18 protein-coding genes are annotated in these 24,849 nt (G+C 35.2%); 10 read left to right on the plus strand and 8 right to left on the minus strand.

Annotation, left to right across the window (positions count from 1 at the left end):
- Nucleotides 1-5 precede the first annotated feature (5 nt).
- Both ACNFU2_RS08335 and ACNFU2_RS08340 read right to left on the minus strand, forming a co-directional pair.
- Nucleotides 6-3,002 (minus strand): hypothetical protein, encoded by a 2,997-nt coding sequence (locus ACNFU2_RS08335; RefSeq protein WP_273648657.1) that lies wholly within the window; start codon nt 3,000-3,002, stop codon nt 6-8.
- A 2-nt stretch (nt 3,003-3,004) separates the two neighbouring features.
- A complete protein-coding gene (locus ACNFU2_RS08340; protein ID WP_418124630.1) occupies nt 3,005-4,633 on the minus strand; it encodes a T9SS type A sorting domain-containing protein in 1,629 nt (542 codons plus the stop codon).
- Between the two features lie 314 nt (nt 4,634-4,947).
- Between ACNFU2_RS08340 and ACNFU2_RS08345 the strand changes: the two genes are divergently transcribed.
- The 6 genes from ACNFU2_RS08345 to ACNFU2_RS08370 all read left to right on the plus strand — a co-directional run bounded on the left by ACNFU2_RS08345 (nt 4,948) and on the right by ACNFU2_RS08370 (nt 11,753).
- Nucleotides 4,948-5,418 carry a DinB family protein gene (locus ACNFU2_RS08345; RefSeq protein WP_172279557.1) on the plus strand — a complete coding sequence of 157 codons (471 nt, stop codon included), beginning with the start codon at nt 4,948-4,950 and terminating at the stop codon, nt 5,416-5,418.
- Nucleotide 5,419: 1 nt separating this feature from the next.
- Nucleotides 5,420-6,178, plus strand: a complete 759-nt coding sequence (gene rlmB, locus ACNFU2_RS08350) for a 23S rRNA (guanosine(2251)-2'-O)-methyltransferase RlmB (protein ID WP_172279559.1) — start codon at nt 5,420-5,422, stop codon at nt 6,176-6,178.
- Between the two features lie 284 nt (nt 6,179-6,462).
- Nucleotides 6,463-7,509 carry a DUF6263 family protein gene (locus ACNFU2_RS08355; RefSeq protein WP_273648662.1) on the plus strand — a complete coding sequence of 349 codons (1,047 nt, stop codon included), beginning with the start codon at nt 6,463-6,465 and terminating at the stop codon, nt 7,507-7,509.
- Nucleotides 7,510-7,533: 24 nt separating this feature from the next.
- Complete coding sequence (locus ACNFU2_RS08360; protein ID WP_273648664.1) at nt 7,534-7,755, plus strand: hypothetical protein; 222 nt, start codon at nt 7,534-7,536, stop codon at nt 7,753-7,755.
- A gap of 32 nt (nt 7,756-7,787) precedes the next feature.
- On the plus strand, nt 7,788-10,331 hold the full coding sequence (locus tag ACNFU2_RS08365; protein ID WP_273648666.1) for a YfhO family protein: 2,544 nt from the start codon (nt 7,788-7,790) through the stop codon (nt 10,329-10,331).
- An 84-nt stretch (nt 10,332-10,415) separates the two neighbouring features.
- Complete coding sequence (locus ACNFU2_RS08370) at nt 10,416-11,753, plus strand: glycosyl transferase family 1 (RefSeq protein ID WP_273648667.1); 1,338 nt, start codon at nt 10,416-10,418, stop codon at nt 11,751-11,753.
- On the opposite strand, the gene ACNFU2_RS08375 is transcribed toward ACNFU2_RS08370, so the two are convergent.
- Nucleotides 11,738-12,382 carry a hypothetical protein gene (locus ACNFU2_RS08375; protein ID WP_273648669.1) on the minus strand — a complete coding sequence of 215 codons (645 nt, stop codon included), beginning with the start codon at nt 12,380-12,382 and terminating at the stop codon, nt 11,738-11,740. The two genes, ACNFU2_RS08370 and ACNFU2_RS08375, sit on opposite strands and share 16 nt — an antisense overlap.
- A gap of 65 nt (nt 12,383-12,447) precedes the next feature.
- Between ACNFU2_RS08375 and ACNFU2_RS08380 the strand changes: the two genes are divergently transcribed.
- Complete coding sequence (locus ACNFU2_RS08380; protein WP_273648671.1) at nt 12,448-13,419, plus strand: YpdA family putative bacillithiol disulfide reductase; 972 nt, start codon at nt 12,448-12,450, stop codon at nt 13,417-13,419.
- A 23-nt stretch (nt 13,420-13,442) separates the two neighbouring features.
- On the opposite strand, the gene ACNFU2_RS08385 is transcribed toward ACNFU2_RS08380, so the two are convergent.
- Both ACNFU2_RS08385 and ACNFU2_RS08390 read right to left on the minus strand, forming a co-directional pair.
- Complete coding sequence (locus ACNFU2_RS08385) at nt 13,443-15,473, minus strand: TonB-dependent receptor (protein WP_273648672.1); 2,031 nt, start codon at nt 15,471-15,473, stop codon at nt 13,443-13,445.
- Nucleotides 15,474-15,497: 24 nt separating this feature from the next.
- The gene (locus tag ACNFU2_RS08390) at nt 15,498-16,676 is read right to left on the minus strand and encodes an MFS transporter (RefSeq protein ID WP_172279731.1); all 1,179 of its coding nucleotides are present in this window, start codon (nt 16,674-16,676) and stop codon (nt 15,498-15,500) included.
- 329 nt (nt 16,677-17,005) lie between these two features.
- Here ACNFU2_RS08390 and ACNFU2_RS08395 point away from each other — a divergent pair, with 329 nt between their 5' ends.
- Nucleotides 17,006-17,902, plus strand: coding sequence for a 3-hydroxyacyl-CoA dehydrogenase (locus tag ACNFU2_RS08395; RefSeq protein ID WP_273648675.1), 897 nt, complete (start codon nt 17,006-17,008; stop codon nt 17,900-17,902).
- Between the two features lie 84 nt (nt 17,903-17,986).
- Here ACNFU2_RS08395 and ACNFU2_RS08400 read toward each other — a convergent pair whose 3' ends face one another.
- The gene (locus ACNFU2_RS08400) at nt 17,987-19,660 is read right to left on the minus strand and encodes a glutamine--tRNA ligase/YqeY domain fusion protein (protein WP_273648677.1); all 1,674 of its coding nucleotides are present in this window, start codon (nt 19,658-19,660) and stop codon (nt 17,987-17,989) included.
- Between the two features lie 157 nt (nt 19,661-19,817).
- Here ACNFU2_RS08400 and ACNFU2_RS08405 point away from each other — a divergent pair, with 157 nt between their 5' ends.
- Nucleotides 19,818-20,951, plus strand: coding sequence for an alpha/beta hydrolase (locus ACNFU2_RS08405; protein WP_273648679.1), 1,134 nt, complete (start codon nt 19,818-19,820; stop codon nt 20,949-20,951).
- A gap of 231 nt (nt 20,952-21,182) precedes the next feature.
- Here the strand turns inward: ACNFU2_RS08405 and ACNFU2_RS08410 are convergent, their stop codons facing one another.
- Both ACNFU2_RS08410 and fbp read right to left on the minus strand, forming a co-directional pair.
- Nucleotides 21,183-22,187, minus strand: coding sequence for an o-succinylbenzoate synthase (locus ACNFU2_RS08410; RefSeq protein WP_273648681.1), 1,005 nt, complete (start codon nt 22,185-22,187; stop codon nt 21,183-21,185).
- The gene (gene fbp / locus ACNFU2_RS08415) at nt 22,188-23,204 is read right to left on the minus strand and encodes a class 1 fructose-bisphosphatase (protein ID WP_273648683.1); all 1,017 of its coding nucleotides are present in this window, start codon (nt 23,202-23,204) and stop codon (nt 22,188-22,190) included.
- 394 nt (nt 23,205-23,598) lie between these two features.
- Here fbp and ACNFU2_RS08420 point away from each other — a divergent pair, with 394 nt between their 5' ends.
- Entirely contained in the window at nt 23,599-24,837 is a 1,239-nt protein-coding gene (locus ACNFU2_RS08420; RefSeq protein WP_273648684.1) for an aspartate kinase, read from the plus strand.
- Nucleotides 24,838-24,849: the final 12 nt, after the last annotated feature.

Genomic DNA, 24,849 nt, shown 5'->3' on the forward strand with positions numbered 1-24,849 from the left:
GTGTGTTAGTTTTTGTAATTGTACTTGAATTCTTTAATCAGGTTTCCTGTTTTAGAATCCTGTCTTATTTCCTTTAATCTATTGGCCGTATCATAGATATATACTTCCCGGATCCCTGATGGAGGAGTAATACTGGTTACTCCGATTAAAGGATCATAAGTATACGTGGAAATCTGATATGCAGACAAACCAGAATTCTTTCTGAAATTATCCAAGGCTGTAATTAGTGCCGGTTCATTAGCTGGATTAGCTGCATCCTGATCTGAAGCATCTACTATCGCTGTAATCAAACCTAAACTTACCAATTGAGCATAAGTGGCACCTTGTACTTTGGCAATAGGTTGTGTATTATTATATCCCCAAACGACAGATGTCGGAATTCCGTCTTTGGTGGTGTACTGTTGGATATTTCCTTTAGAATCGTATTTATTATAAGTAACTTCTGTAGATGGGGTATTGTTTTGGATGTCATACGATAAGCTAGATAGGGGAAGTATTAAACTTCCTGTTGCTACAGTGGGTAGTGATAGAGGATACAATACTTCTATTTTAGAAATTGTTTTATCATTCAGCTTATTGTCTATGCTAATAGGAATGCCTACCATATAAGCATTCATCATTGCTTGATTACTAATATCAAATGCGTATTTATAATTAGTCTTATAAACATTTCCATCACTCTGTGTTGTCCAGGTTAATGTAGGAACATTATAAATATAATTATAAAAATTTTGCTCGGTTGTTTCTACATTTTCAAAAATTGTTTTTTTTTGATTTAGGAAACTGGTATTAAAATTCACATAATGTGCGTCTAAAAGAGAACCATATGTAATACCATCTAAAAGGACAAACGGAGGATTACTAAATTGTTGACCAAATTGTTTATAACTAAAGGTATATGATTTTATATAATCAATATGCTTTAAATAAGAGTATGTCGTTTCAGAGATTTTCTTAGTAGATGAATATAAAATTTCTCTACTAGGCTTTCCTCTCATGAGGGAGAATGAAGTATAAGGTAATTGTTTGTACATACCTATATTATTCCATCCAAAATAAGCTATTCCTGCAGTATCATTAAAATCCGAATTATCAAAATTAGTAAAATAGGTTTCTTTTTTTCCACCATTATCGTCTATCTCAGTCACTTTACTATAACCTATAGAATTGTCTTCGTCTTTTAGCCTCTGATAGGAATGAGAAGACCATTCCCAAAAAGACAAATTAGGTGATACTTCACTACCTTCAATAATATAAAGAGGTTTGTATGGTAATATACCGCTCGATCTTCCGTCGTCATTAAGATATGAGTAATTTTTTTGAAAACAATTATTGTTTTCATTACAGGATTTAATTTTTTGAATTCTAAGTCCCCCTGCAAATTCATCATTAGCAGTTGAACTTATTTTGAGAGGACTTTGTGTTATTTCTTTTTCTCCATATTTTGAATAAGTGTTCAGCTCATAAGTAAAATATGTACTCCCACCAGTAGGATAAATTACCTGTTCTAAAGTACTTGCTCTAGAAAATGATAAACTCGGCGCTTTAGATTGAGGATAATTATTTTTAAGAAAATCCCTTAATTGTTCAGGGGATAAATTAGATGTGTTAGATGATAAAAGTGTATTTCCATTGTAGTATCCCCATTCATCTGTAGAAGTACTTAGATAATCAGGAAGTTTTTGTGCATTGTACAAAAATTTATATTTCTCTATTCCATTTATTATCAATTCATTTAAGAGTAAACGATCGCTTGGAATATTATTATAATTAAACAGAATACTTTTAACTACATGCCCCATCTTGTCTTCTATGCTTATATTATCTAATTTATACCAATGTTTAAAATTACGATAGCTGCTCATATGATGAGTATAAAATCCACCCCAAGTCCCAATGGCATAATCAAAATCTCCATATTCTTTTTGATTGGAAAGACTTTTATTAAATCGGATTATAAAATCTTCACCCTCAATTTTATCTAAATAGGTGTTATGAAGCCTATTCGTTCCAATCTGATTAAGGTTTCCACCTGATGAAGAATTGTTTGTCCAAGGACCAGCATCTTTTTTATTGTAGAATACGTATCCCCCTTTATTATTTAAAAACACAGCTCTTTCATCTCTGACATATGAAAATAATATTTTTTTATTATCAGTAAATTTTATTTCTTTTAAATACCAATTACTTACAAATACTTGAGGATTAAATGTATCAATATTTTCATCAGTTGATGTAAATTCTAAAGCATTATCATCATTTCCAAATACAGCTTCAGTCCCATCATCAAAAATGATAGTAAAACCATATAAAATTCTTTTTATTGTAGTTGTTTTGGGAGCAATATAATCTCCTCCTAATATAGCTTTCTCATTGAGTTTAAAATCATATTTATAACCATATGTAATTTTAAATGTTCTACCGTCTCGTGTTCTACCAATCCATTGACCTTTTTCATTTAAATAAAAGCTACCCGTAATTCCACAAAAATTTAAAATAAATTCATCTGGACCTGGAACTACTCCCCACTCATTACTTGCAATATATTGAAGATTGTTTTGACTATAAGTTTGTAAAGCCTGCTGACTAGCCCAAGAAGGATTGTCTAAGGTTGAATAATTATCTAAATAAGAAAATTTGTTATAAGGTGGAATATTATTTTGATAAACTTCGTCCACTCCGCCGTTCACAATTCTTGAAATAGTCCCTCCAACTTCTAGATTCCATCCTAACCCTGTCCAAGTAGGTATTATTTCTGGCTTTACAGATTTAACATTATAATTTAGTGATATTTCAAAAGGTTTTCCACCTATTGAATTACTAAATAATGGAATACTAAGCGACGGTGTCCCCTTATACATGTTTACGGGGATCTTACCATTTATTGCGAAAGCAGTGGAATTAGGACTCTGAGGAAAAAAATTTGTTATTTGTGAAACTTGTGAATAAACTAATATAAGGTTTGATAATATTAGAAATACAATAATAAAATATTTTCTCATGGTTACTTTTTAATAATTTTATAATTAACTTTTTTACCTGTATCTGCCTTAATCACCACCAGGTAAGCACCTTGTATCAACGGCTGTGTGTTAATCTTGGTAACCTTATTCTTGGTTTTTAGATTCTGAAGCTGTCTTCCGCCCATATCATACAAAGTAATATCAGCTTCCCTGAAATCAAAGCCTATTTCTACATAAGCATATTCTGATACCGGATTCGGATAGATTTTGATATCCTGTTTTTCAATTAATTGATCCAGTTGTTTATCTCCCAGCTTCACAATCTTCCAGTTCTCCTTCCCTAATTCTTCTGCACTGGTTCCTGCTAAAACGATGGAACCATCTCTGTTGAGCTTAATATCTGATAACCTTTCCTCTCTCTTTCTGGATTCTCCTCTTACATGCTTTCTCCACTGTTCATTTCCATTATGGTCCAGATACAGCATCCAGAATGTTTCATCGTCTCTATCTATTTTTCCTTCTGCCTGAGTATATCCACCCAATAAAATTCCTTTAGTAGCCTCTTGATTCCTGGCTCTTGATTCCTGGCTCTGTATCACACTCATACCCATCAAAACATCCCTGTTTTTGAAGTTGTAGGATTTCTGCCACTGTTCATCTCCTCTTTCATTTAAAGAAACCAACCATAAATCTGTTCCTTCTTCTATTCCTACTGTTTTGTTTCCGGATCTCTCACTTCTGGATTCTCCTCCGATGATATACCCGTTTGAGGTTAAAGCCAGTGTTCTTAGATGATCATCTCCTTTTCCTCCCAGGTTCTTTTCCCACTCTACTTTTCCTTCTTTGTTTAATTTTACGATCCAGTAATCTCCTTCACCAAAGTTTTCAGTTGTTTTTGCGTAACGGGACATGGAATTTGAGGTTCCTGTAGCTGAGTTTTGATTTCCGGAATCGGAAACACGAAACTCTGAACTTCTTGAATAGATTCCCAGAAGTGCTCCTCCGTCTCTTGTGGGGATCATCTTTTCCACTTCGTCTAATCCTCTTCCCCCTAAAATAAGTTGTGAGAGTTCTTTTCCGTTTTTATCGAGTCTGATAATGAGGATATCTTTTGAACCGTAACCTTTGGATGCATTCTGAACATTTCCGGCTACAACAAATCCTAAATCCGTGGTTTGGATAACCGATCTGGCTTCTTCATCAGCACTTGTTCCTAAAGTTTTCTGCCACAATTCATCGCCAAATTCATTAATCCTGATGAGCCAGATATCAGATCCTCCTTTCGAATCATCTTTTTTATCTGATCCCTTTCCTGAATATGAGGTTCCTGAAATTAAAAAGCCTCCTTCCTGGGTAGCTACGGTAGAAGACAAATAATCATGATTGTTTCCTGAGAAATATTTTTCCCAAACCTGGTCTCCCTGTTGGTTCAGCTTTACCAGATGAAAGTCGTAACCATTATTTTGCTGGGTATTGTTGCCTGCATCTTTCTTCTGGTTTCCTGCCTGTATAACACTTCCTGTTATCAAATACTGCTGATCGATTGTTGTGGTTACCTGGCTCAGGAAATCCTGGGTAGAAGATTTGATATCTTTTTGCCAAACCACTTCCTGGGCTGATAGCCCGGAAATAATGCACATAGAAAGTACACTGAAGTAGAGTTTTTTCATGCCTTGTGTTTAATTGTTAATTGATTTTTATAATTGCCATAAAAGTAATCTTTTTTATCTCACAACGAAAAGACTTATCTATAATATTTAGTATTAATTATTTATTATAAATACAAACCTAATGCTTCAAAGCGCCAGAACTTGTCGTCTTATAATAACATTAATAACAAGTTATAGGTTGGAAAAAATTTATGACCATGTATTAATAAAAAGGTTGCTTGTCTGAATTTAATAACTTTTATCTTAATCCTCCGACCAAAAAATTGTCATTTCCAGTTTATTAAACTATTTTTGGAGATTAAAATTTTTGTAAAATGAATTATCATTTTCAGGCTCACAGACAGGTAAGGAGAAACCTTTTGGATATACTGCAAAACACCTCTCATGAAGATCTTTTGCTGATTCCGGACGGTTTCAACAATAATATGTATTGGAATATTGCACATACCGTTGCTACCCAGCAGCTTTTGCATTATTATCTGAGTGGCAACCCTTTCAGGATTGATAAATACTGGATTGAAACATATAAAAAAGGAACGCTGCCTAACCTGAACGTTCAAAAGTCGGAAGTTGAAGATTTAGAGTTTCTATTAACTGAAACTTCAAAGATTTTAATGAAGGATTATGACAGTGATTTCTTTTCGGATTATACACCTTATACCACAAGTTTTGGAATGGATCTGAAGAGCATTCAGGATGCAATTATTTTTAATAATATGCATGAAAGCCTGCATTATGGTTACCTTTTGGCACAAAAAAGAGCAATTTTAGGAGAAAAATATTAAAATGACAGATAAGAAAGACGATTTTATTTTCGGACTGCGTCCGGTAATTGAAGCTATTGAAGCGGGAAAAACTATTGACAAAATCTTTTTGCAGAATGCATTGCAAGGTCCTATTTATGCTGAACTGAAAACAATTTTAGCTCAAAATAAAATACGTCCCAATTACGTTCCGATTGAAAAGCTTAACCGCTTTACAAGAAAAAACCACCAGGGTGTTGTCGCTTTTATTTCAGATGTTCCGTTCCATAAAGTAGAAGACATAGTACCCCAATTATTTGAAGAGGGAAAAACTCCTTTTCTATTAATCCTGGATCGATTAACTGATGTAAGAAATTTTGGTGCTATATGCAGAACAGCAGAATGCGTAGGAATTGACGCTGTGATCATTCCGGAAAAAGGTGCATCCCCTATTAATTCTGATGCCATTAAAACTTCAGCAGGTGCTATTTATAATGTGAAGATTTGTAAAGAGGCCAATCTTGCTCATACTGTAGACTTTCTTCAGCAAAGCGGAATTGCTGTATATTCAGCAACAGAAAAGGCACAAAAGCTTATCTATGATGTAAGCTTTACAGAGCCTTGTGCTATTGTAATGGGTAACGAGGAAACTGGAATTTCCAAGGAAGTTTTACACCATTCCGATGAAAAAATAAAATTACCTATCGAAGGAAAAACCCAATCTTTAAATGTTTCTGTTGCCTGTGGTGCGATTTTATATGAAGCGGTAAGACAGAAAATGGCTGTCTCTCCAAATCTTTAATCCATGAAAACAATTCCGGAAACAGCGTACAGATAATCTAATGCGAGGGAAACAATTTGTCGGCAATATTCCTGAAAAGATTTACCGTAAAAACTATGAAAATCTTTTTTCAAAATATATTACCGGTCCGTTAAATATAAAGCAAATGATAGTTGGCACGAACTCTGCTGACTTATTAACCGGCTATAACGAAAAATGGATGATAATATCTATACCAGGAGTAACTGTAAGGATATTGCAGACAAAATAAATAAAAACAGTAGTAAAAAATTAAAATAAATTAAATGAAAAACATAGCAGCAATAGCGCTAATATCCATAGCATTGGTTTCGTGTAAAAAGGAAACAACAAAAATTACAAAAGTAGATCCCAAAACAGGAAAGACCGTTACAGTGGAAGTTCCGGCTGATTCACTTGCAAAAGTTGCAGAAAATGCTGCAATTAAAGATTCTGCAGGAATTTATACCCAGACTTTTAAACTTGAAAAAGGAAAAACCTATCCTTTAACAACATATCAGAGGGATGTAAAAACAATGACAGATCCTCAGGGGAAAACATTGAACGGAACAAGTGAATCCACAGATGAGATGAGTTTTACTGTAAATGACGTTAAAAACAATATTTACGACATTACACTTAATCTTATTTCCAAAAGAAATTCTCAGACTGCAGAAGGAAAAACTATTGTAGTAGATACTAAACAGCCTATTCCTAAAGAAGATGACCTTAAAATGATCTGGAACATCAACAGGGCATTGACAAGCAATAAACTGAACATGAAAATGGATACAAAAGGAAATGTAATTTCCATTACCGGTTTTGAACCAGTTTATACAAAAGTTTCCAATGCAGTAGGTACTATCGTAAAGGATGCCAATCAGAAAGCTAGTGTTGTAGCAAGTCTGAAGGAAAGTTTTAACGAAAAAGTATTGAAAGACCAGTTCAGCAAAAACCTTACAATTATACCTAAAAAAGGTGTTAAAATAGGTGAAAAATGGACCAATACCGAAAATGCTGATCCTAACGGTAAGATTAAAGTGACTTCAAATTATGTATTAAAAAGTGTTGGAAATGGGATTGCTGAGATTGGCGTAACAGGTGGAATTCCTAAAAAGACCGATAAACAGGCCCAGGGAGCAATGACTCACAGCATCAGCAGTGAGCTGGTACAGAACGGTACTATAAAGTTTGATGAAAATACAGGATGGATCAACAACCAGAATATTACAGTAAAAACAACTCAGATAGAAACCATTTCGGATGGGAAACAATCTCAATCCATGAAAAGCGTTTCCAATTCTTCTGTAATGGTAAATCCATCTGCTAAATAATTGAGGCTTATAAAATAAAAAAATATGAAGTGGATTCTTGAGCTAGTACTTACAGCTATTATTCTTTTCTTTGTCTGGAATATCCTTAGAAGGCTTTTTTTTAAGACTTTTTACAGTTACCGTTTCAACAATAACAATGATAAACAGCAGCAGGATATACAAAACTCAAAAAAGAATGCAAAGATCAATTGGGACGCAGAAACTGTGGACTACGAGGAAGTAAAAGAAACGAAGGATAAAAGGTAAAAATTCCAAGAAAATAAAAGATAATAACCAGCATGGCGAAAAATAAAAACTTAATTTATATTGCAATTTCATTAGTTGTATTTATAGTTTTAGCATTTTTATATTCCACTCCTGTTTTTACGGGAAAGCAACTTTTCCAGCATGACATTGTTCAGTACCGGGGAGGAGCAAAAGAACTTCTTGATTACAGAGCTAATAATGATAAAGAAACTTACTGGAGTGATTCCATGTTTGGGGGAATGCCTACCTACCAGATGGGTAGCCAGTTTAAGGGGGATATCATAAAAAAAATAGACAGTAATCTGAATTTCCTGCCAAGACCTGTTAATTATCTTTTTTTACTTTTTGCAGGATTTTTCCTTTTGGGAATGGTGGTGGTGAGAAACTGGAAGTACGCTCTGCTGGGGGCTACCTTCTTTGGTCTCTCAACTTATTTTTATATTATCATTGCAGCAGGACATAATGGTAAAGTAAATACGATTGAGTATTTTGCGCCTCTTTTAGCAGGTATATTACTGGTGTACATCAGAAAAAAATATATTACCGGATTTATCGTAACCACCCTGTTTATGGGACTTCAGATTGCTGCCAACCATCCACAGATGACCTACTATCTGTTCCTTGCATTAGGATTCCTCTTTATATCTGAATTGGTACGGGTTATCAAAAAGAAAACCCCGATGAAGCACTTTATTGTTTCTTCGGCTATTATAGCAGTATCATGTATCATCGGTGTCGGAATGAATTCGCAAAGGATCATGGCCAATTCCGAGTATATTAAAGAAACTGTACGCGGTAAACAAATCTTAAATACAGAAAGTCATACTGCCGGAAAATCCGGAATGGATAAAGAGAGTATGCTAATGTGGAGTTACGGAAGACTGGAAACACTAAACCTTTTTATTCCAAGATTAATGGGTGGAGGAAGCCAGGAACCTGAAGCCAAAGAGGTAATGAACCACATTCAGGAGATGATTCAGGAAAATGTTTCTTCTCAGGCAGAAATGGACAGGATTTCCAAAGGATTTGCAAGTGTTACCTACTGGGGTGACCAGCCGGGAACTTCGGGACCTGCCTATCAGGGAGCTATTGTTTGTTTTTTAGCTATTTTAGGATTCTTTTTTGCCGGAAAAAAATACCGCTACTGGATTTTAGGGGCTTCTATACTGACTATTCTGCTGGCATGGGGAAGCAACTTTATGCCATTGTCGGACTTCTTTATAGACTACGTTCCGTTTTACAATAAATTCAGAGCACCCTCTTCCATTCTTGTTATTGTTGAGCTCTTATTCCCGTTAATTGCAATTATTGGTTTGTATAAATTCTTTACAGATGAAAAATTGACAGAAGAATATAAAAAGAAAATTCTTTTTTATGTGAGTGGCGGGACACTAGGTTTGCTATTAATTCTTTTAATTTTTGGAAAGAGCATTCTTGGCTTTGCTACGGACAATGAAAAATTGTATTTCCCTCCTTTCCTATTAGACTATCTGGTAGATGAAAGATTCAAATTATTTAAAGTTGACGCATTAAAAGCATTTATCTATGTAGCAATAGCTGCTGTGGCTTTATTCCTCACGATGAAGAAAAAGCTAAATCAGAATATCGCATTGGTCATTATAGGTGTTGTAAGCTTATTTGATCTATGGACTGTAAACAAACGCTATCTGAATGACGACAATTATGTAGATAAAGTATTTGCAGAAAATCCTTTTCAGACGGAAAGCTCGGATCTTCTTGCTGAAAAAGTACAGGCAAATCCAAATCTTGGTTCTATTCTGGCCAATGTGAATGTCAACAAAACATTGGAAACCATTGCTGAAAAAGACAAAACACACTACAGGATTTTCAATAATATTCTTGGAACTTTCAGTGAAACGAATACTTCTTATTTCAAATCTTCAATTGGTGGTTATCATGCGGTAAAACTAAGAAGATATGATGATGTGATCAATGAATATTTCCAGATTATGGATTCTGTAAAAGTTCCTAATATGCTCAACCTTTTAAATGCAAAATACTGGGTTGTAGGGGGACCGGAAAAACCTCAGGTCATTCCTAATACAAAAGCTAATGGAAATGCATGGTTCGTATCAGAAGTTAAAGTGGCCAATACTCCGAACGAAGAACTAAAGCTGATCGGAGAGGTTGACACCAAAAAAATTGCAATTGTAGGAAAAGAAGACGGTAAACCTTTTTTAGAAAGAGATAAATTTATCCTACCCGATTCTACAGCATTCATTAATCTAACCAAATATCAGCCTAACGAATTAGAGTTTAAATCTAAATCTAAAACACCACAATTGGCGGTATTCTCAGAAATTTACTATCCTCACGGATGGAAAATGTTTATCGACGAAAAAGAAGTCCCTTATATCAAGGCAGATTATCTTCTTCGTGCGGTTCAGATTCCTGCAGGGGAACATCATATCAGAATGGTCTTTGAACCTGAAGTGATCGAAAAAGGAAAATGGATTTCTTTATTTTGCTTCGGATTATTTATCGCATTAAGTGCCTTTGGGATTTTCTGGATGAATAAAAAGAAGAAGGAAGCCTTAACCGAGGAAAAAGTTTAAATTATTTTTATACCCGATCATCTTAATTGCTGGTTAAAAAACATATTAAGATGACCGGCATTTATCTCTGCAATATTTCCATCCATGGAAGAGAAGAAAGTCCTTATTATTACTTATTACTGGCCTCCCGCAGGAGGTCCTGGTGTTCAGAGGTGGTTGAAGTTCGCAAAATATTTACCTGATTTTGGGTGGAAACCTATTATTTACACTCCGGAAAATCCGAGTTACCCGTTATTGGATGAAAGCTTGCTGAAAGAAGTTCCAAGAGACCTGAAAATTGTAAAAACAACAATCTGGGAACCTTACCAGCTTGCTGAAAAACTAAATAAAAGTAATAAGAAGTTTAAGGCCGGCCAATTTGATGTAGGCAAAAACCAAAGCTTGAAATCTAAGCTTTCCATTTGGGTAAGGGGAAACTTTTTCATTCCTGATGCAAGAGTTTTTTGGGTAAAACCATCGGTTAAATTCCTGGAACATTATATAAAAGAAAACAAAATTGATTTCATTGTAACTTCAGGTCCTCCCCACTCTTTACATCTTATAGGCTTACAACTTAAAAAGAAGTTTTCCACACTAAAATGGATTGCAGATTTCAGGGATCCGTGGACAGAAATCTCCTATTATAAGCATCTCAAACTTACCAAAAGATCTGATCAGAAACACAGAAAACTGGAAAGTGAAGTTTTCAGAAATGCAGACATTACCCTTGCAACCAGTTATACAGATGCTGAAAATTTCCGAAAAAAGGGTGCTAATGCAGTTTGCATTACAAATGGATTCGATGAAAGTGATGCTGTATCTATTGAACAAAATCTCGAAATTCCACAATTACAGAATACTAAGACCGAGGATAATCAAACACATTTCACCTTGAGCTACATTGGTGTTCTGGAACAGCTTCGTAACCCTGAAAATTTATGGACGGTCCTGGATCATCTTATAGAAACAGATTCATCATTTGCCCAACATTTTATATTAAAATTCGCAGGAAGAATCGATGACAGGATTCTTGAAACCTTAAACAATTCCAGTTTAAAAAAACACATTCATGATTTGGGATACCTTTCTCATGAAAAAGCCATTGAAGAAATGAAATCTTCAGACATGCTTTTAATCACGAATTTTCCTAACGAATCTTCTAAAGGAATTATTCCCGGAAAAATATTTGAATACCTGGCTACCGGCAAACAGATCATTTCGTTTGGTCCTGCCGATGCTGATGTATCAAAAATATTGGATGATACAAATGCAGGAAAGCACTTCAGTTATCAGGATTCGGATAACATAAAAGACTTTATACTTGAAAAATACACGTTGTGGAAAAAAGGAAATCTTCTCGAAAACACTCAAAATATTGAAAAGTTCTCAAGAAGAAATCTTGCTAAAAATTTATCTGAAATATTGGATCAGACAGTCCACTGATCATTAATTACAGCTATTATATAATATTTTCCTTCAAACTCTTCATATACAAAACGAAGAGTCTTCCAGTCCATTTCCCCGTATTTTTCTGTTCCTTTAATATAATTCTCTGTGAAATCATGGCCGGGGTAAATTTCTTTTAAATTATTAAGAGAATTTCCTCCTCCCTGAAATTCATTAAAAGAATAAGTGGAACGTGTAAAATCTTTTGAGAAAACCCATTTTTCAAGATAATCCTTTATAGTCTCTTTATACAGTTCTCCTGATCCATCATGAGATCCCCAGGTAAACTGCGTTTTCGTTTGAACATACTTTTCAAAGTCTGCTTTGGAAAAATGTTTATCATCTTTGAGATCTACAAAAGCATACATAGAAAAACGAATACCTTTCTGGGGATGGATGAACTCTGAAAATTTCTGATAATCCTTGTTTTTTAAGGCTTGCAGAATTTCATCATTTGTTTTCTTTATGATATCTTTCTTTTCTGCCTCACTCATTTTCGGAACAGCAACAGTGTCAGTTTTCACGTGGCCAGCAGAGTCTGTTGTATTTATGGTAGGATTTGCTGTATTCTTTTTACAAGCTACAAGGCTTATGATCAATAATAGTGGAATGAATAACTTCTTCATCTTTTTTAATGTTAATTACAGAAAATCACCAAAACTAATGCCAGAAAAATAAGTAAATTTGTTATATGGAAGTTTTAGATATCCTCATTATCGGAGGAGGACCTATCGGATTGAATTGTGCCTTAGAGGCGCAAAAAAACAATCTCTCTTACATCATTATCGAAAAAGGAACAATTGTCAACTCCCTGTACAATTATCCTTTGTATATGCGTTTTTTTTCTACAGCTGAAAAACTGGAAATTGCCGAAATTCCGTTTATATCAGCGGCCCCTAAACCAGGCAGGCAGGAAGCTCTGGAATATTACCAGGGAATCACGAGACAGAAGAACCTCAACATTCGTCTTTATGAAAAAGTAATCAGAGTTTCTAAAAAAAATGAGATTTTTGAGATTGAATCTTCCAAATCCATATACTATGCAAAGAATGTGATCATTTCAACCGGATTTTACGACATCCCTAACCTGATGAATATTCCCGGGGAAGACTTACAGAAAGTCAGACATTACTATTCCGAACCTTATCCGTATGCCAAGCAAAAGATTGTTGTTGTAGGTTCAAGCAATTCAGCTGTAGATGCCGCGCTGGAAACATACCGCAAGGGCGCGGAGGTTACCATGATCGTACGCCAATCCGAAATATCGAAAAGTGTAAAATATTGGGTAAAACCCGATATTGAAAACAGGATTGCAGAAGGAAGTATTACCGCTCATTTTAATTCTGAATTGATAGAAATCAAAGAACATAGCGTTGTATTTAAAGATAAAAACGGAGAGATCAATGAAATTCAAAATGATTTTGTTCTCGCTATGACCGGATATCTGCCGGACTTTGGTTTCCTGATCAATGCAGGAATTGAGCTACAGGGAGAATGTCTCAATCCTGTATACGACCCTGAAACCATGGAAACAAATATTCAAAACCTCTATCTTGCAGGCGTGGTTTGTGGTGGAAAAGACACGCATTTATGGTTTATTGAAAACTCAAGGATCCACGCTGATATGATTATAAAGAATATCCTAAAAACAAGGGAAAATTAATAGCTTAAATTTTCGGCAATATTTCAAAAGTCAGCCTTTACACCCAAAATAAAATTCCGTCGGGCAGCAGGATTATAAAAACGATTTCCAAAAGCATTGGTATCAAATCCTAAAACATAATCTGTATTGTAAAGATTTTGAATCTGAAGGTATACGTTCAGCTTAGTCTTTTCAAAATAGACGGGAATTCCCAGTTGTATATTTCCAACGATACTAGATTCAGACCAGACAGAATTGGGGTCATTTAAAGGAATCTTCGAAGTATAGAAATGAGAGTAATCTACAGAAACTTTCCTTAACACAATAAAATTAAATAAACTGCTTATCGTAGTTGACGGAACACCCGTTACATCATTTCCGGAAAAATTCTGATTTCCCTGCGCATAATTTTCAAACCTGAACCGGTAAAAACTACCTGAAAATCTGAACTTAAACCTGTTAAAAGTAGTATTATTTACATTAAAGCCTTTTGATTCTATCAAGACTTCTACCCCTCTTTGCTTGATATTTCCCTGATTAATAAAAAACTCCTCGCCTTTCTCATTCTGTCTCCTTACAATAGCATCCATCATCCGAAAATCGAAATAGTTTCCTTCCAGAAATAAAAAATTACCGAACTGCTTACGGATCCCAATTTCCTTATTCCATCCATATTCAGGAACAAGGTCCAGATTAAATTCCTGATTAGAAGAACGGATTTCTTCATTAGTAGGTGCTGAATTTCCTTTCCCGATCTTAGCTCTTACTGAAAGTCCTTTTCCCAAAACATAAGTAAGCCCGATATTGGGAAGCCATTGTTTTCTGAAATGTACTTTTCCACTGCTTGTTCCTGGATAAAGCCTTTCCCATTCATAAGAATTGGCGTTCAGGCTAACAGATATATCCGTATATAATCTCTCATTAAAATTTAGTTTCTGGGACAGAAAATAAAATCCGGAAGTACTCTTAAGGTTATCAAAATTTTGAAAGTCTTTTTTTATTCCCTTAATATTGTCATAGTTTCTGACCATTATCGAATTGCTACCTCCTTCAAATCCTAAGCGCCATTCTGCTGTAATCTTGTTCCAGTGTTCTTCATAATTGAGGTGTGTCCTTATGGCAAAGTTTTTTTCAAACCTCCTTTCATAATTGGTAATAAAAGGATTTGAAAAATCTACATAAGAGCCCTGCACCATTATAAAATGGGAAAATTTAGGACTCAAGCTGAATTGATTTGAAACACCTGCCAGTAACATTTTATTCCGTATGCCCGCGTCTTGTTCCACGGCACCGGGAAGTGTGGATGTTGCCGGCCTTGCCTGTTTCCTATCTCTTTGCATCTGCTCTAAAGTAAGTCCTCCGGGAGTTTGGTAGTCCAGATCTGAAAACAGAACCATCGCATTCATAGTCGCTTTCTCACTATATTGAAAACGGTCTTTTAAAAAAAATTGTTTTCTTTCGATAGCTGATTGCTCACGGTAAGAATCACTCCGATAATAATTTTGAAAAACTTCGAGAAAATGTTTTCCAAGCTGTTTTGAAAAATTAAAGCTTTGATTCAATGTTCCGTAACTGCCTATTGAAATATTTGCTGATGTATTTTCCGAAGACCTCGTTTTAAGAAGAAGGGTTCCTCCTGTAGCTGCACCATAATCTCCACCCTCCGGTCCTTTGTAGATCTCCATCCTATTAATAAGTTCAGGAGAAATAATATTAAAATAAGTATTTCCCGATGCGTCAGAAAGGATAAAATCATCAAGATATACTTTAATATTACGTACCCCAAATGGAGACCTCAGCGTACTGCCACGAACAGAAATCCTGTAACTTCCCGGGGAACGCTCTTCCATTCTTGCTCCGGCAATTTGATTAACCGATTCCAGAAGCCGTTCCGGTGTATTCTGGCTCAAAAGATCTTGAGTAATGACAGCAACAGATTTTGTCGAACGTAAGTATGAAGATGGTTTTTTATAGGCATCAATTTTGATTTCCGAAATCAATTCAGCAGAATCTCTTATTTGGGAAGAGAAAAATGAACTGCAAATGATAAAGAATAAAAAACTGATCCTCACCATTCTACAAATCTAATAAATGATTTCTTAATCAGCCTCTTCTTTCGATTTTTTTTCAGATAACATCCATGGAACAATAAAATAAAAAGCAACTGCAATAAGAGCAGCGAGGGTTCCTGTTCCCAACCATAAAACCTTAAATCCCAATTTCTCTGCAATCAAAGTTCCTACATAGGGAGTAACAATAAAAGCTATAGAAAATGATATCCCGTTCAATCCCATATAAGCACCTTTATTATTAGAACCTGACCTTAAAGCTGTAATCGTAGACATAAAAGGTAAGGTCCAAATTTCACCGACGCATAGCATTGTCATGGAAATAAGCAACGTTAGCATTGTGTAATCAAAAGCAAGCATCGCGTATGAAAATCCACAGAGCAAAGTTCCTACCAGCATGGTGATTCCCAAGGTAAAATATTTCTCAGCAATCTGAACAAAAGCCATTTCAAGCAATACAATCAAGAAACCGCTATATCCTAAAAGATATCCTATATGTTCCTGGCTAAGGTGAGCTGTATCCTTATAAAATATCGTAAGTGTGCTGAAAAGCTGGAAAAAACATATCGCAAACAACATACAGAAGAAACAATACAGCAGAAACTTTCCGTCCCGGTAAGGAGATCCTTCTTTAACATGAACGGTGCTTTTTTTCATGTTTTGGGCTTTCCTCAGGGCTAATGTATTTCTCTTTTTAAAGAACACAATATAAGTGATACCAGCTATTAATGCAGCCAAGGCATTACTGTAAAAAAGAAATTCATAAGAAATGGCCGATAAAATACCTCCTAAAGCCGGTCCTATAGAAAACCCCAGATTCACGGCCATTCTGTTTAAGGAAAATGCCCGGGTAATATTTTCAGGTCTTGCATATTTGGTGATTGCTACCGAATTGGCAGGACGAAACGTTTCACTTACAATACTTTGTGCAAGGATAATCCCCGCTAATCCAACCTCGGTCGTAAAAAGAGGAATCATACAAAACAAAGGTACGCTAAGGAGCAAACTTAGACTTTGAACTCTATACTCTCCGATCTTATCCGTGATCATTCCTCCCAGCCATGAACCCAATACCGACCCAATTCCAAAAAAACTCAAAACAACACCTGAGTTCTCTATGCTGAAATGTAAATGCGCAGTCATATACACTCCTAAAAATGGGAGTACCATTGATCCGGCACGATTGATGAGCATTACCAACGCCAGCATCCAGCTTTCCTGAGACAGTCCTTTAAAAGAACTTGTATAGATCTTAATTAATTTCACGGGAATAAATTCTTGGGAACGGTTTTCGAAGACACAAAATTAGGCAAATTAAGTCAGAGCATGGTCCTTAAATTTATTTTCTCTGAAAAATAATTGAATCCCCGATTGCAGGAACCATTCAATATAAAAATAATTCAATTGATAATCCAACGGGTTCCTTTACAAATTTTGTAAATTGCAGATAAACCTTGTTGAACAAATACAAATGTAAATCAACAATTTTTCACTATCCAAATTAATTCCATTATTAATGACCACCAAAACAAAATTGTATGAATTTTAAAAATGTAACTGTTGCGGGCAGTGGTGTATTGGGATACCAAATCGCTTTCCAGGCAGCTTTCCATGGTTTTAATGTAACCGTTTATGATATCAGTGACGAAATTTTAGAAAAGGCAAAGGAAAAATTCAATATACTCAGTGAAGCTTTTACAAAAGACTTAAAAGCAACAAAAAACCAGCTGGACGCAGCATTCACAAATCTTACTTATACATCTGACCTGGCAGCATCTGTACAAAATGCAGACCTTTTGATAGAAGCCGTACCCGAAAACCCGAAAATTAAAATCGATTTTTACAGGAGTGTAGCAAAATTAGCTCCTGAAAAAACCATCTTCGCAACGAATTCGTCATCATTACTACCCAGTCAGTTTGCTAAAAAAACAGGAAGACCGGAAAAGTTTATTGCACTACATTTTGCCAATGAAATCTGGAAACATAACACAGCAGAAGTTATGGGACATCCGGGGACCTCTTCTAAAGTGTTTGATGATATCATGGAATTTGCAAAAGCCATTGGAATGGTCGCATTACCTATTTATAAAGAACAACCCGGCTATATTGTCAACTCATTGTTGATGCCGTTACTAAGCTCTGCATTGGAATTATGGGTAAATAAAGTATCAGATATCAAAACTATTGATAAAACATGGATGGTGGCCACCGGAGCACCAATGGGTCCTTTTGGGATATTGGATGTTGTAGGCATTACTACTGTTTATAATATTAATAAAATTGCAGCAGATTCTTCCAGATCACCTGTAATGCTTAAAATATCAAAAAAATTAAAAAAGGAATATATTGATAAAGGAAAATTAGGTGCCATAAGCGGTAAAGGCTTTTATAACTATCCCAATCCTGCGTACGGGAAAAAAAATTTCCTGAAGTAGTTTCTCTCGTTCTTATACGGGTAAAACAATAATAAAAAACAGGATCTATTTTGTAGATCCTGTTTTTTTTATATGATAAGAAACTTATTCTGGTTTATAAGAATCTTTCAGTGTCACGGTACGGTTAAATACCAGGTTCCCTTCAGTCGAATCCTGATCTTTCGTAAAATATCCAATTCTCTGGAATTGAAGCGGCTCTCCTACTGCAACATCTTTAAGGCCCGGCTCCGCAAAACCTTGAATAACAGAAACAGATTCAGGGTTCACAAAGTTAAGGAAGTCCACATCTTTTTCTGCATCAGGTTGCTCAACGGTAAATAGCTGATCATAAATTCTTACCTCCACCGGAATTGCATGGTTTGCTGATACCCAATGTAAGGTTCCTTTTACTTTTCTCAAGCTTTCTTCTGTTCCGCTTCCTGACTTGCTCTTTTCATCATACGTTGCATAGATGGTCGTAATCTCTCCGTTTTCATCTTTCTCTACTCTTTCAGCTTTGATGATATATGCAGATTTCAAACGAACTTCACCTCCTAATTTTAACCTGAAGAATTTATTATTTGCTTCTTCTTTAAAGTCTTCACGTTCAATATATAGTTCTCGTGAGAAAGGAATTTCTCTCGTTCCGGCATTTTCCTGCTCCGGATTGTTTTCAGTCTCCAACCACTCTTCTTTACCTTCCGGATAGTTTTCAATCACTAATTTTACAGGATCAACTACGGCCATAACACGTTTAGCTACTTTATTCAGGTCCTCACGAACGCAGAAATCCAATAGCTGAATCTCAATAAGGTTTTCTCTTTTGGCTACTCCTACTTTTTCAATAAAATTCCTAATGGATGTAGGGGTAAATCCTTTTCTTCGCATTCCTGAAATTGTAGGCATTCTTGGGTCATCCCATCCTGTTACTACTTTTTCAGCAACTAATCTCTGTAGCTTTCTTTTGGATGTAATCATATAGGATACATTCATCCTTGCAAATTCTCTCTGCTTCGGAGCTACTTTAGGCTCTTCATATACCTGATCCAGATACCAGTTATACAATGGTCTGTGATTTTCAAACTCCAAAGAACATAAAGAATGTGACACTTGTTCCAAATAATCTGACTCTCCATGAGCCCAGTCATACATCGGATAGATTTTCCAGTCGGTTCCTGTTCTGTGGTGAGGTCTTTTCAGAATTCTGTACATTACAGGATCACGCATATTCATATTAGGAGAAACCATATCAATTTTTGCACGAAGGGACATCGTACCTTCTTCAAACTCTCCGTTTTTCATTCTCTCGAATAAATCCAAAGATTCTTCAACAGGACGGTTTCTGAAAGGGCTTTCCACTCCGGGTTCAGTTGGATTTTTTCTTTGTTCTGTAATCACTTCAGACGGTTGCTCGTCCACATATGCTTTTCCTTCTTTGATTAATCTTACGGCCCAGTCATAGAGCTGCTGGAAGTAGTCAGATGCGTACAATTCTTTATCCCATTTGAAACCTAGCCATTCTACATCTTTTTTAATAGAATCTACAAATTCCTGTTCTTCTTTTTCAGGATTTGTATCGTCGAAACGAAGGTTTACAGGAGCGTTGTATTTTTCTCCCAGTCCAAAGTTGATGCAGATGGCTTTGGTGTGCCCTACATGTAAATAACCATTTGGTTCTGGGGGAAAACGGAAACGGATTTGATCTCTGTTCAAACCATTTGCCAAATCATCTTCTATAATTTGTTCAATAAAATTGAGCGATTTTTTTTCTTCTTCCATTATTTAATTAAAAGTTAAAAGTTATATTTAAATATAACCCATTCGCAAATTTAGCGAAAATTTAGGGTTTATGAAAGGGCTGATTTAAAAGCATATTGACTAAAAATCCAATATTTTTTCCGAAATTTATACCACCAAAACCTATCACAAAATCATTATGGCTGTTTATATCTTAAGTAACAGGAAGATCGTCCGTCATAAAAACGAAACCGTTGATTCATTTTCCAATGATGAATATTCTATTCCTAATTTCAGAATCGCAAAATGTGATTTTACCAATTATACGGAACCAACTGCCCAGGAAAAGAGAAAAAAAAATTACACCAACAGGAATATATTAAATTATCAGCTTTTTTCAGAACCTGAAAAACAAGGATACCAGGAAGTCCTTGATGTTTTATTAAGCGAAAAAAATATCAAAAAATCAAAAGTTACAGCCGATAACCTGGGGGGAACCCAAAGGATGTTTTATGAATTGTATAAAAACATGTCTTCTACCAAATCCAGAAGTGACGTTTTAATATTTATCCATGGTTATGCCTACGATTTCGACGATGAACTGGAAGCTATTATTGATCTGAAAAAACTGTTTATCGATAGTCCGGAATCTCCAGTTGAGCATATCCTGTTTGTGAGCTGGCCGGCTTCAAGCAGTATTGTTCCGCTTACCTACTTTGACGATAAAGCATCCAGCATTAATTCCGGAACCTCATTAATGAGGCTGTTCTATTTTTACACTCAGTTCCTAAAGGATATTTTTTCCAACCGGGATTTAGCTCCGTGTAACCAGAGAATTCATCTGATGGCTCATTCCTTGGGAAACAGGGTGCTTCAAAGTATGCTGTACAGTCTTAAAAGCGAAAATATTCTGAGAGTAATTGATCAGGTTCTTTTATTGAATGCTGATGTAACTTATAAAGTATTTGAAGACTCTGAAGACTCCTTTAACAAACTTCCTTTACTTGCCAATCGCGTTTCAATTTATTTAAACCGAAAAGATGCCGTTCTAGGAATTTCCCAGTTTACCAAAAATATTCTCACTCCGAGACTGGGAAAAAACGGCCCCAGTGATATTGAAAAATTTAAAGATATTGTGTCTATTGTAGACTGTACCTTTATTGAGAACAACCTCAAAGATGGTTTAAAATTTGAGCTAGGAAACCACTGGGGATATCTCTCTAGTTCACAGGTACAAAATGACATTTTTCAGACCCTGAACGGAGTTGATAGAAACCTCATTACCAATAGAATAAGCAATTATGAAAATATTTTCACAATTGTATCAAAATAGTGACTTATACAAAATTAACAATAAAATAACAGAACAATAATTGCGAAAAATTCAATTTGGCACGAAGATTGCTTATATCTAAAGATAGAGAATTAATTAAAATTTCCGGTCATGAAAAAGTTTAAAGAAAAGGTTTCTATTTTAATAGAAAACATCAAAAAAACGATTTTCATAAATGATGAAGTTTAATCAATGTACACCAACAGAAAATAACACAATTTCATGTTGAAATCATGCTTTAAAAAGCAAGCGTTCCCCAATTAGTTCCAAATGATTGTCAAAATTATTAGTAAATAAGCCTCCGGTTCCTAAACCTTGAGGCATTTTACTATTTTTAGTATAGGTATACTGGGCTATTGCATTTAATCCTATATTACTTTCCAGCGCCGAAGTTATCCACCATCCTATATTATTTTGTTCTGCAAGAGAAATCCATTCGTCAGATCCCGAAAAACCTCCAATCAAAGACGGTTTAAGAATAATATATTGCGGTTTAATTGCTTCCAGTAGTTTATTCTTTTCGCCGGTATCAACAATTCCGATCAATTCCTCGTCCAGAGCAATTGGTGTTGGTGTATCGCTGCACAACATGGCCATATCATTCCAATTTCCAGCCTTAATAGGTTGTTCTATAGAATGAATATGTAAATCCGATAGCTGTTTTAAAACAGTCTTTGCTTCTCGTGTATTGAATCCTCCGTTCGCATCAACCCGCAATTCCAAACTGCTTTCCGGAAATTTCTTTCTCAATTTTTTCAGCACTTCATGTTCGGATTCCCAATCAACCCCTATTTTCAATTTAATGCAATGGAAACCTTTTTCAAGTTTTTCCCGGATCTGTTCTTCCATAAACCCGACACCTCCCATCCAGATTAGCCCATTGATCGTAATGGGAATCTGCCCCTGTGTAAATTGACTGGGAAAATAAAGATGTCCTCCATTCTTTAAATTAAGGATAGCCTGCTCGTATCCAATCCAGATGGATGGAAATTCTATTAACTCTTCTCTTAAGAATTCAGTAGTCTGCCCGATATTCTCACAAAGCCATTTGAGTTTTTCTTCATAATCTGGTCTGTCGTCAAAGCTTAGCCCTCTGAAAACGGCACACTCTCCCACTCCCTTTCTATCATTTTCCGAAATTTCAAGAATAAAAGTTTCTTTTTCATGCAAAACGCCACGAGATGTTCCACTCGGGCGTTTGAATTTTAATAAATATCTGAAGTATTTTGCGATCATTTATTTCACATTATCTATTCGCATAAATTCCTCTGCTTTTTCTACCATAGCAACACTTCCACAGAAAAATGGAATTCTCTGATGAAGCTCTGTAGGCTCAACTTCCAGAATTCTTCTGAATCCATCCGTTGCTTTTCCCCCAGCCTGCTCAGCAAGGAATGCCATAGGATTACATTCATAAAGCAGCCTTAGTTTACCATTAGGAGCTTGTGAATAAGAAGGATAAATATAAATCCCTCCTTTTAGCATATTTCTATGGAAATCAGCAACAAGAGAACCAATATATCTTGATGTGTAAGGGCGGTCACCTTCTTCCATCTGACAATATTTCAGATAGTTTTTAACTCCCTGAGGGAATTTAATATAGTTTCCTTCGTTGATAGAATAAATTTTCCCCGTTGCCGGAAATTTCATATTGGGATGAGAAAGATAATAAGTACCCAGAGAAGGATCCAAAGTAAATCCGTTCACTCCGTTTCCTGTGGTATATACAATCATTGTAGAAGATCCATAAATTACATAACCTGCTGCAATCTGGTTCACTCCTTTCTGAAGGAAATCTTCTAACTGAACAGGTGTGCCCGGCTCAGAAACTCTTCTGTAAATAGAAAAAATAGTTCCCACAGAAACATTCACATCAATATTTGAAGAACCATCAAGAGGATCAATCAAAACTACATACTTGCTAAGATGCCCATTTCCTACACATTTAATATCAATAAAGTCATCATTTTCTTCGGAAGCAATTCCACAAACTACCTCTCTTTGCGATAATGCCGTAATGAATATCTCATTAGCAAGGACATCCAGCTTCTGCTGCTCTTCCCCCTGAACATTCTCATTACCTGCTTTTCCAATGATATCTGCAATTCCTGCTTTATTTACTTCTCTGTTTACAACTTTTGAAGCCAATCTTATAGCACTTAGAAGTCGGGAAAGTTCCCCTGTAGAATACTGAAAATCTTCTTGTTTATCTATAATAAATTCTCCTAAAGTCTGCAACGATTGATCTGACATATTTTACTTTTTACGATTTGCCCAAATTTCGTAAAATTTATCACAATCTAAAAAAAATTCTTTCAAAAGCCATTACAATCTGTATATCAAATACATACAACATAACAAACATAACATATTGTCTTTAACCTTTGTATAATTGATTCCCGTTTTCGCTCCCAGCTAAATTTCATCAATTCACACTATTATTAACAATATAGCATCATTACGTCGAGATAATATTAATAAATCTGGAATAATATTGCATAAAATCCATTCATCTTATCATTTATCATAAAAATCTTTATCTCATCCTACCCTTCGGGTATTTCATATCTCATTGTAAATTTATAATTTTGACCTCCGTAAAAAACTCAACTATTTTTTATCTAACAATTTTATTTTTAATATTTTAATGAAAATTTTCAAGTTTGGTGGAGCATCTGTAAAAGATGCTGAAAGCGTAAAGAATGTGTCAATGGTTTTAAAAAGCCAGGGATTTGCCAAATGTTTGCTGGTAATTTCAGCAATGGGCAAAACGACGAATGAATTGGAAAAGGTTGTGGAGCTTTATTTCAAGAAGGAAAACTATCAAACTGAAATTAAGATTATTAAACAGAAACATATTGAAATTGCTGAAGGGCTTTTTCAGGAAAATCATCCTGTATTTGCAGAAATCAATTTATTTTTTGACGACCTTGATTCTTTTTTAAGAAGAAATAAGTCGCCTAATTACAATTTCGTTTACGATCAGGTGGTAAGCTGTGGAGAAATGATTTCTACAAAGATAGTAAGTGAATATCTGAATGAAATACAGTTTATCAATCAGTGGCTGGATGCCAGAGATTATATTAAAACAGATAATTCTTACAGGGATGGTAATGTAGATTGGAAAAAAACAGAGGAATTTATTTCTACCCTGAATTCTGAAATTTGTTATGTAACGCAAGGATTTATTGGATCCGATGAAAATAACTTCACGGTAACATTAGGAAGAGAGGGTTCAGATTATTCTGCTGCTATTTTTGCTTATTGTATGAATGCAGAGGCAATGACCATATGGAAAGATGTACCAGGCGTAATGACAGGGGACCCGAGAAAATTTAAGGATGTTACCCTTCTTTCCAATATTTCATATGAAGAAGCAATCGAAATGGCTTATTACGGAGCGAGTGTAATTCACCCGAAAACCCTTCAACCACTACAGCAAAAAAGCATTCCTTTCTACGTAAAATCTTTTGTAGATCCTACAAAAGAAGGAACAAAAGTAGGAGCTTCAGAAAAAAACCAGCACGAAGAAACATATATTTTAAAAGAAAATCAGAATCTTTTAAAAATATCTACAAGGGATTTTTCATTTATTGCAGAAGATCACATGAGTCAAATCTTCAGTCTTTTGTCAAGACATAAAATTAAAGTTTCCTTGATGCAGAATTCTGCAATTTCACTAGCTTTATGTTTGGAAGATAAATTCAATGCAATTGATGAGCTGAATGAAGAACTACAGAAAGATTTCAGAACTGATGTAGTTAAAAATGTGTCCTTATTCACTGTAAGAAATGCGAAGATGGATAACATTGATAAATTTTACCAGGAAAAAAGTGTATTATTGGAACAGATTTCAAAGAATACGCTTCAGATGGTAACACAATAAATATAATTGCGA

Origin of the sequence: Chryseobacterium sp. PTM-20240506, assembly GCF_048296755.1 — a bacterium.
Classification (GTDB): domain Bacteria; phylum Bacteroidota; class Bacteroidia; order Flavobacteriales; family Weeksellaceae; genus Chryseobacterium; species Chryseobacterium proteolyticum.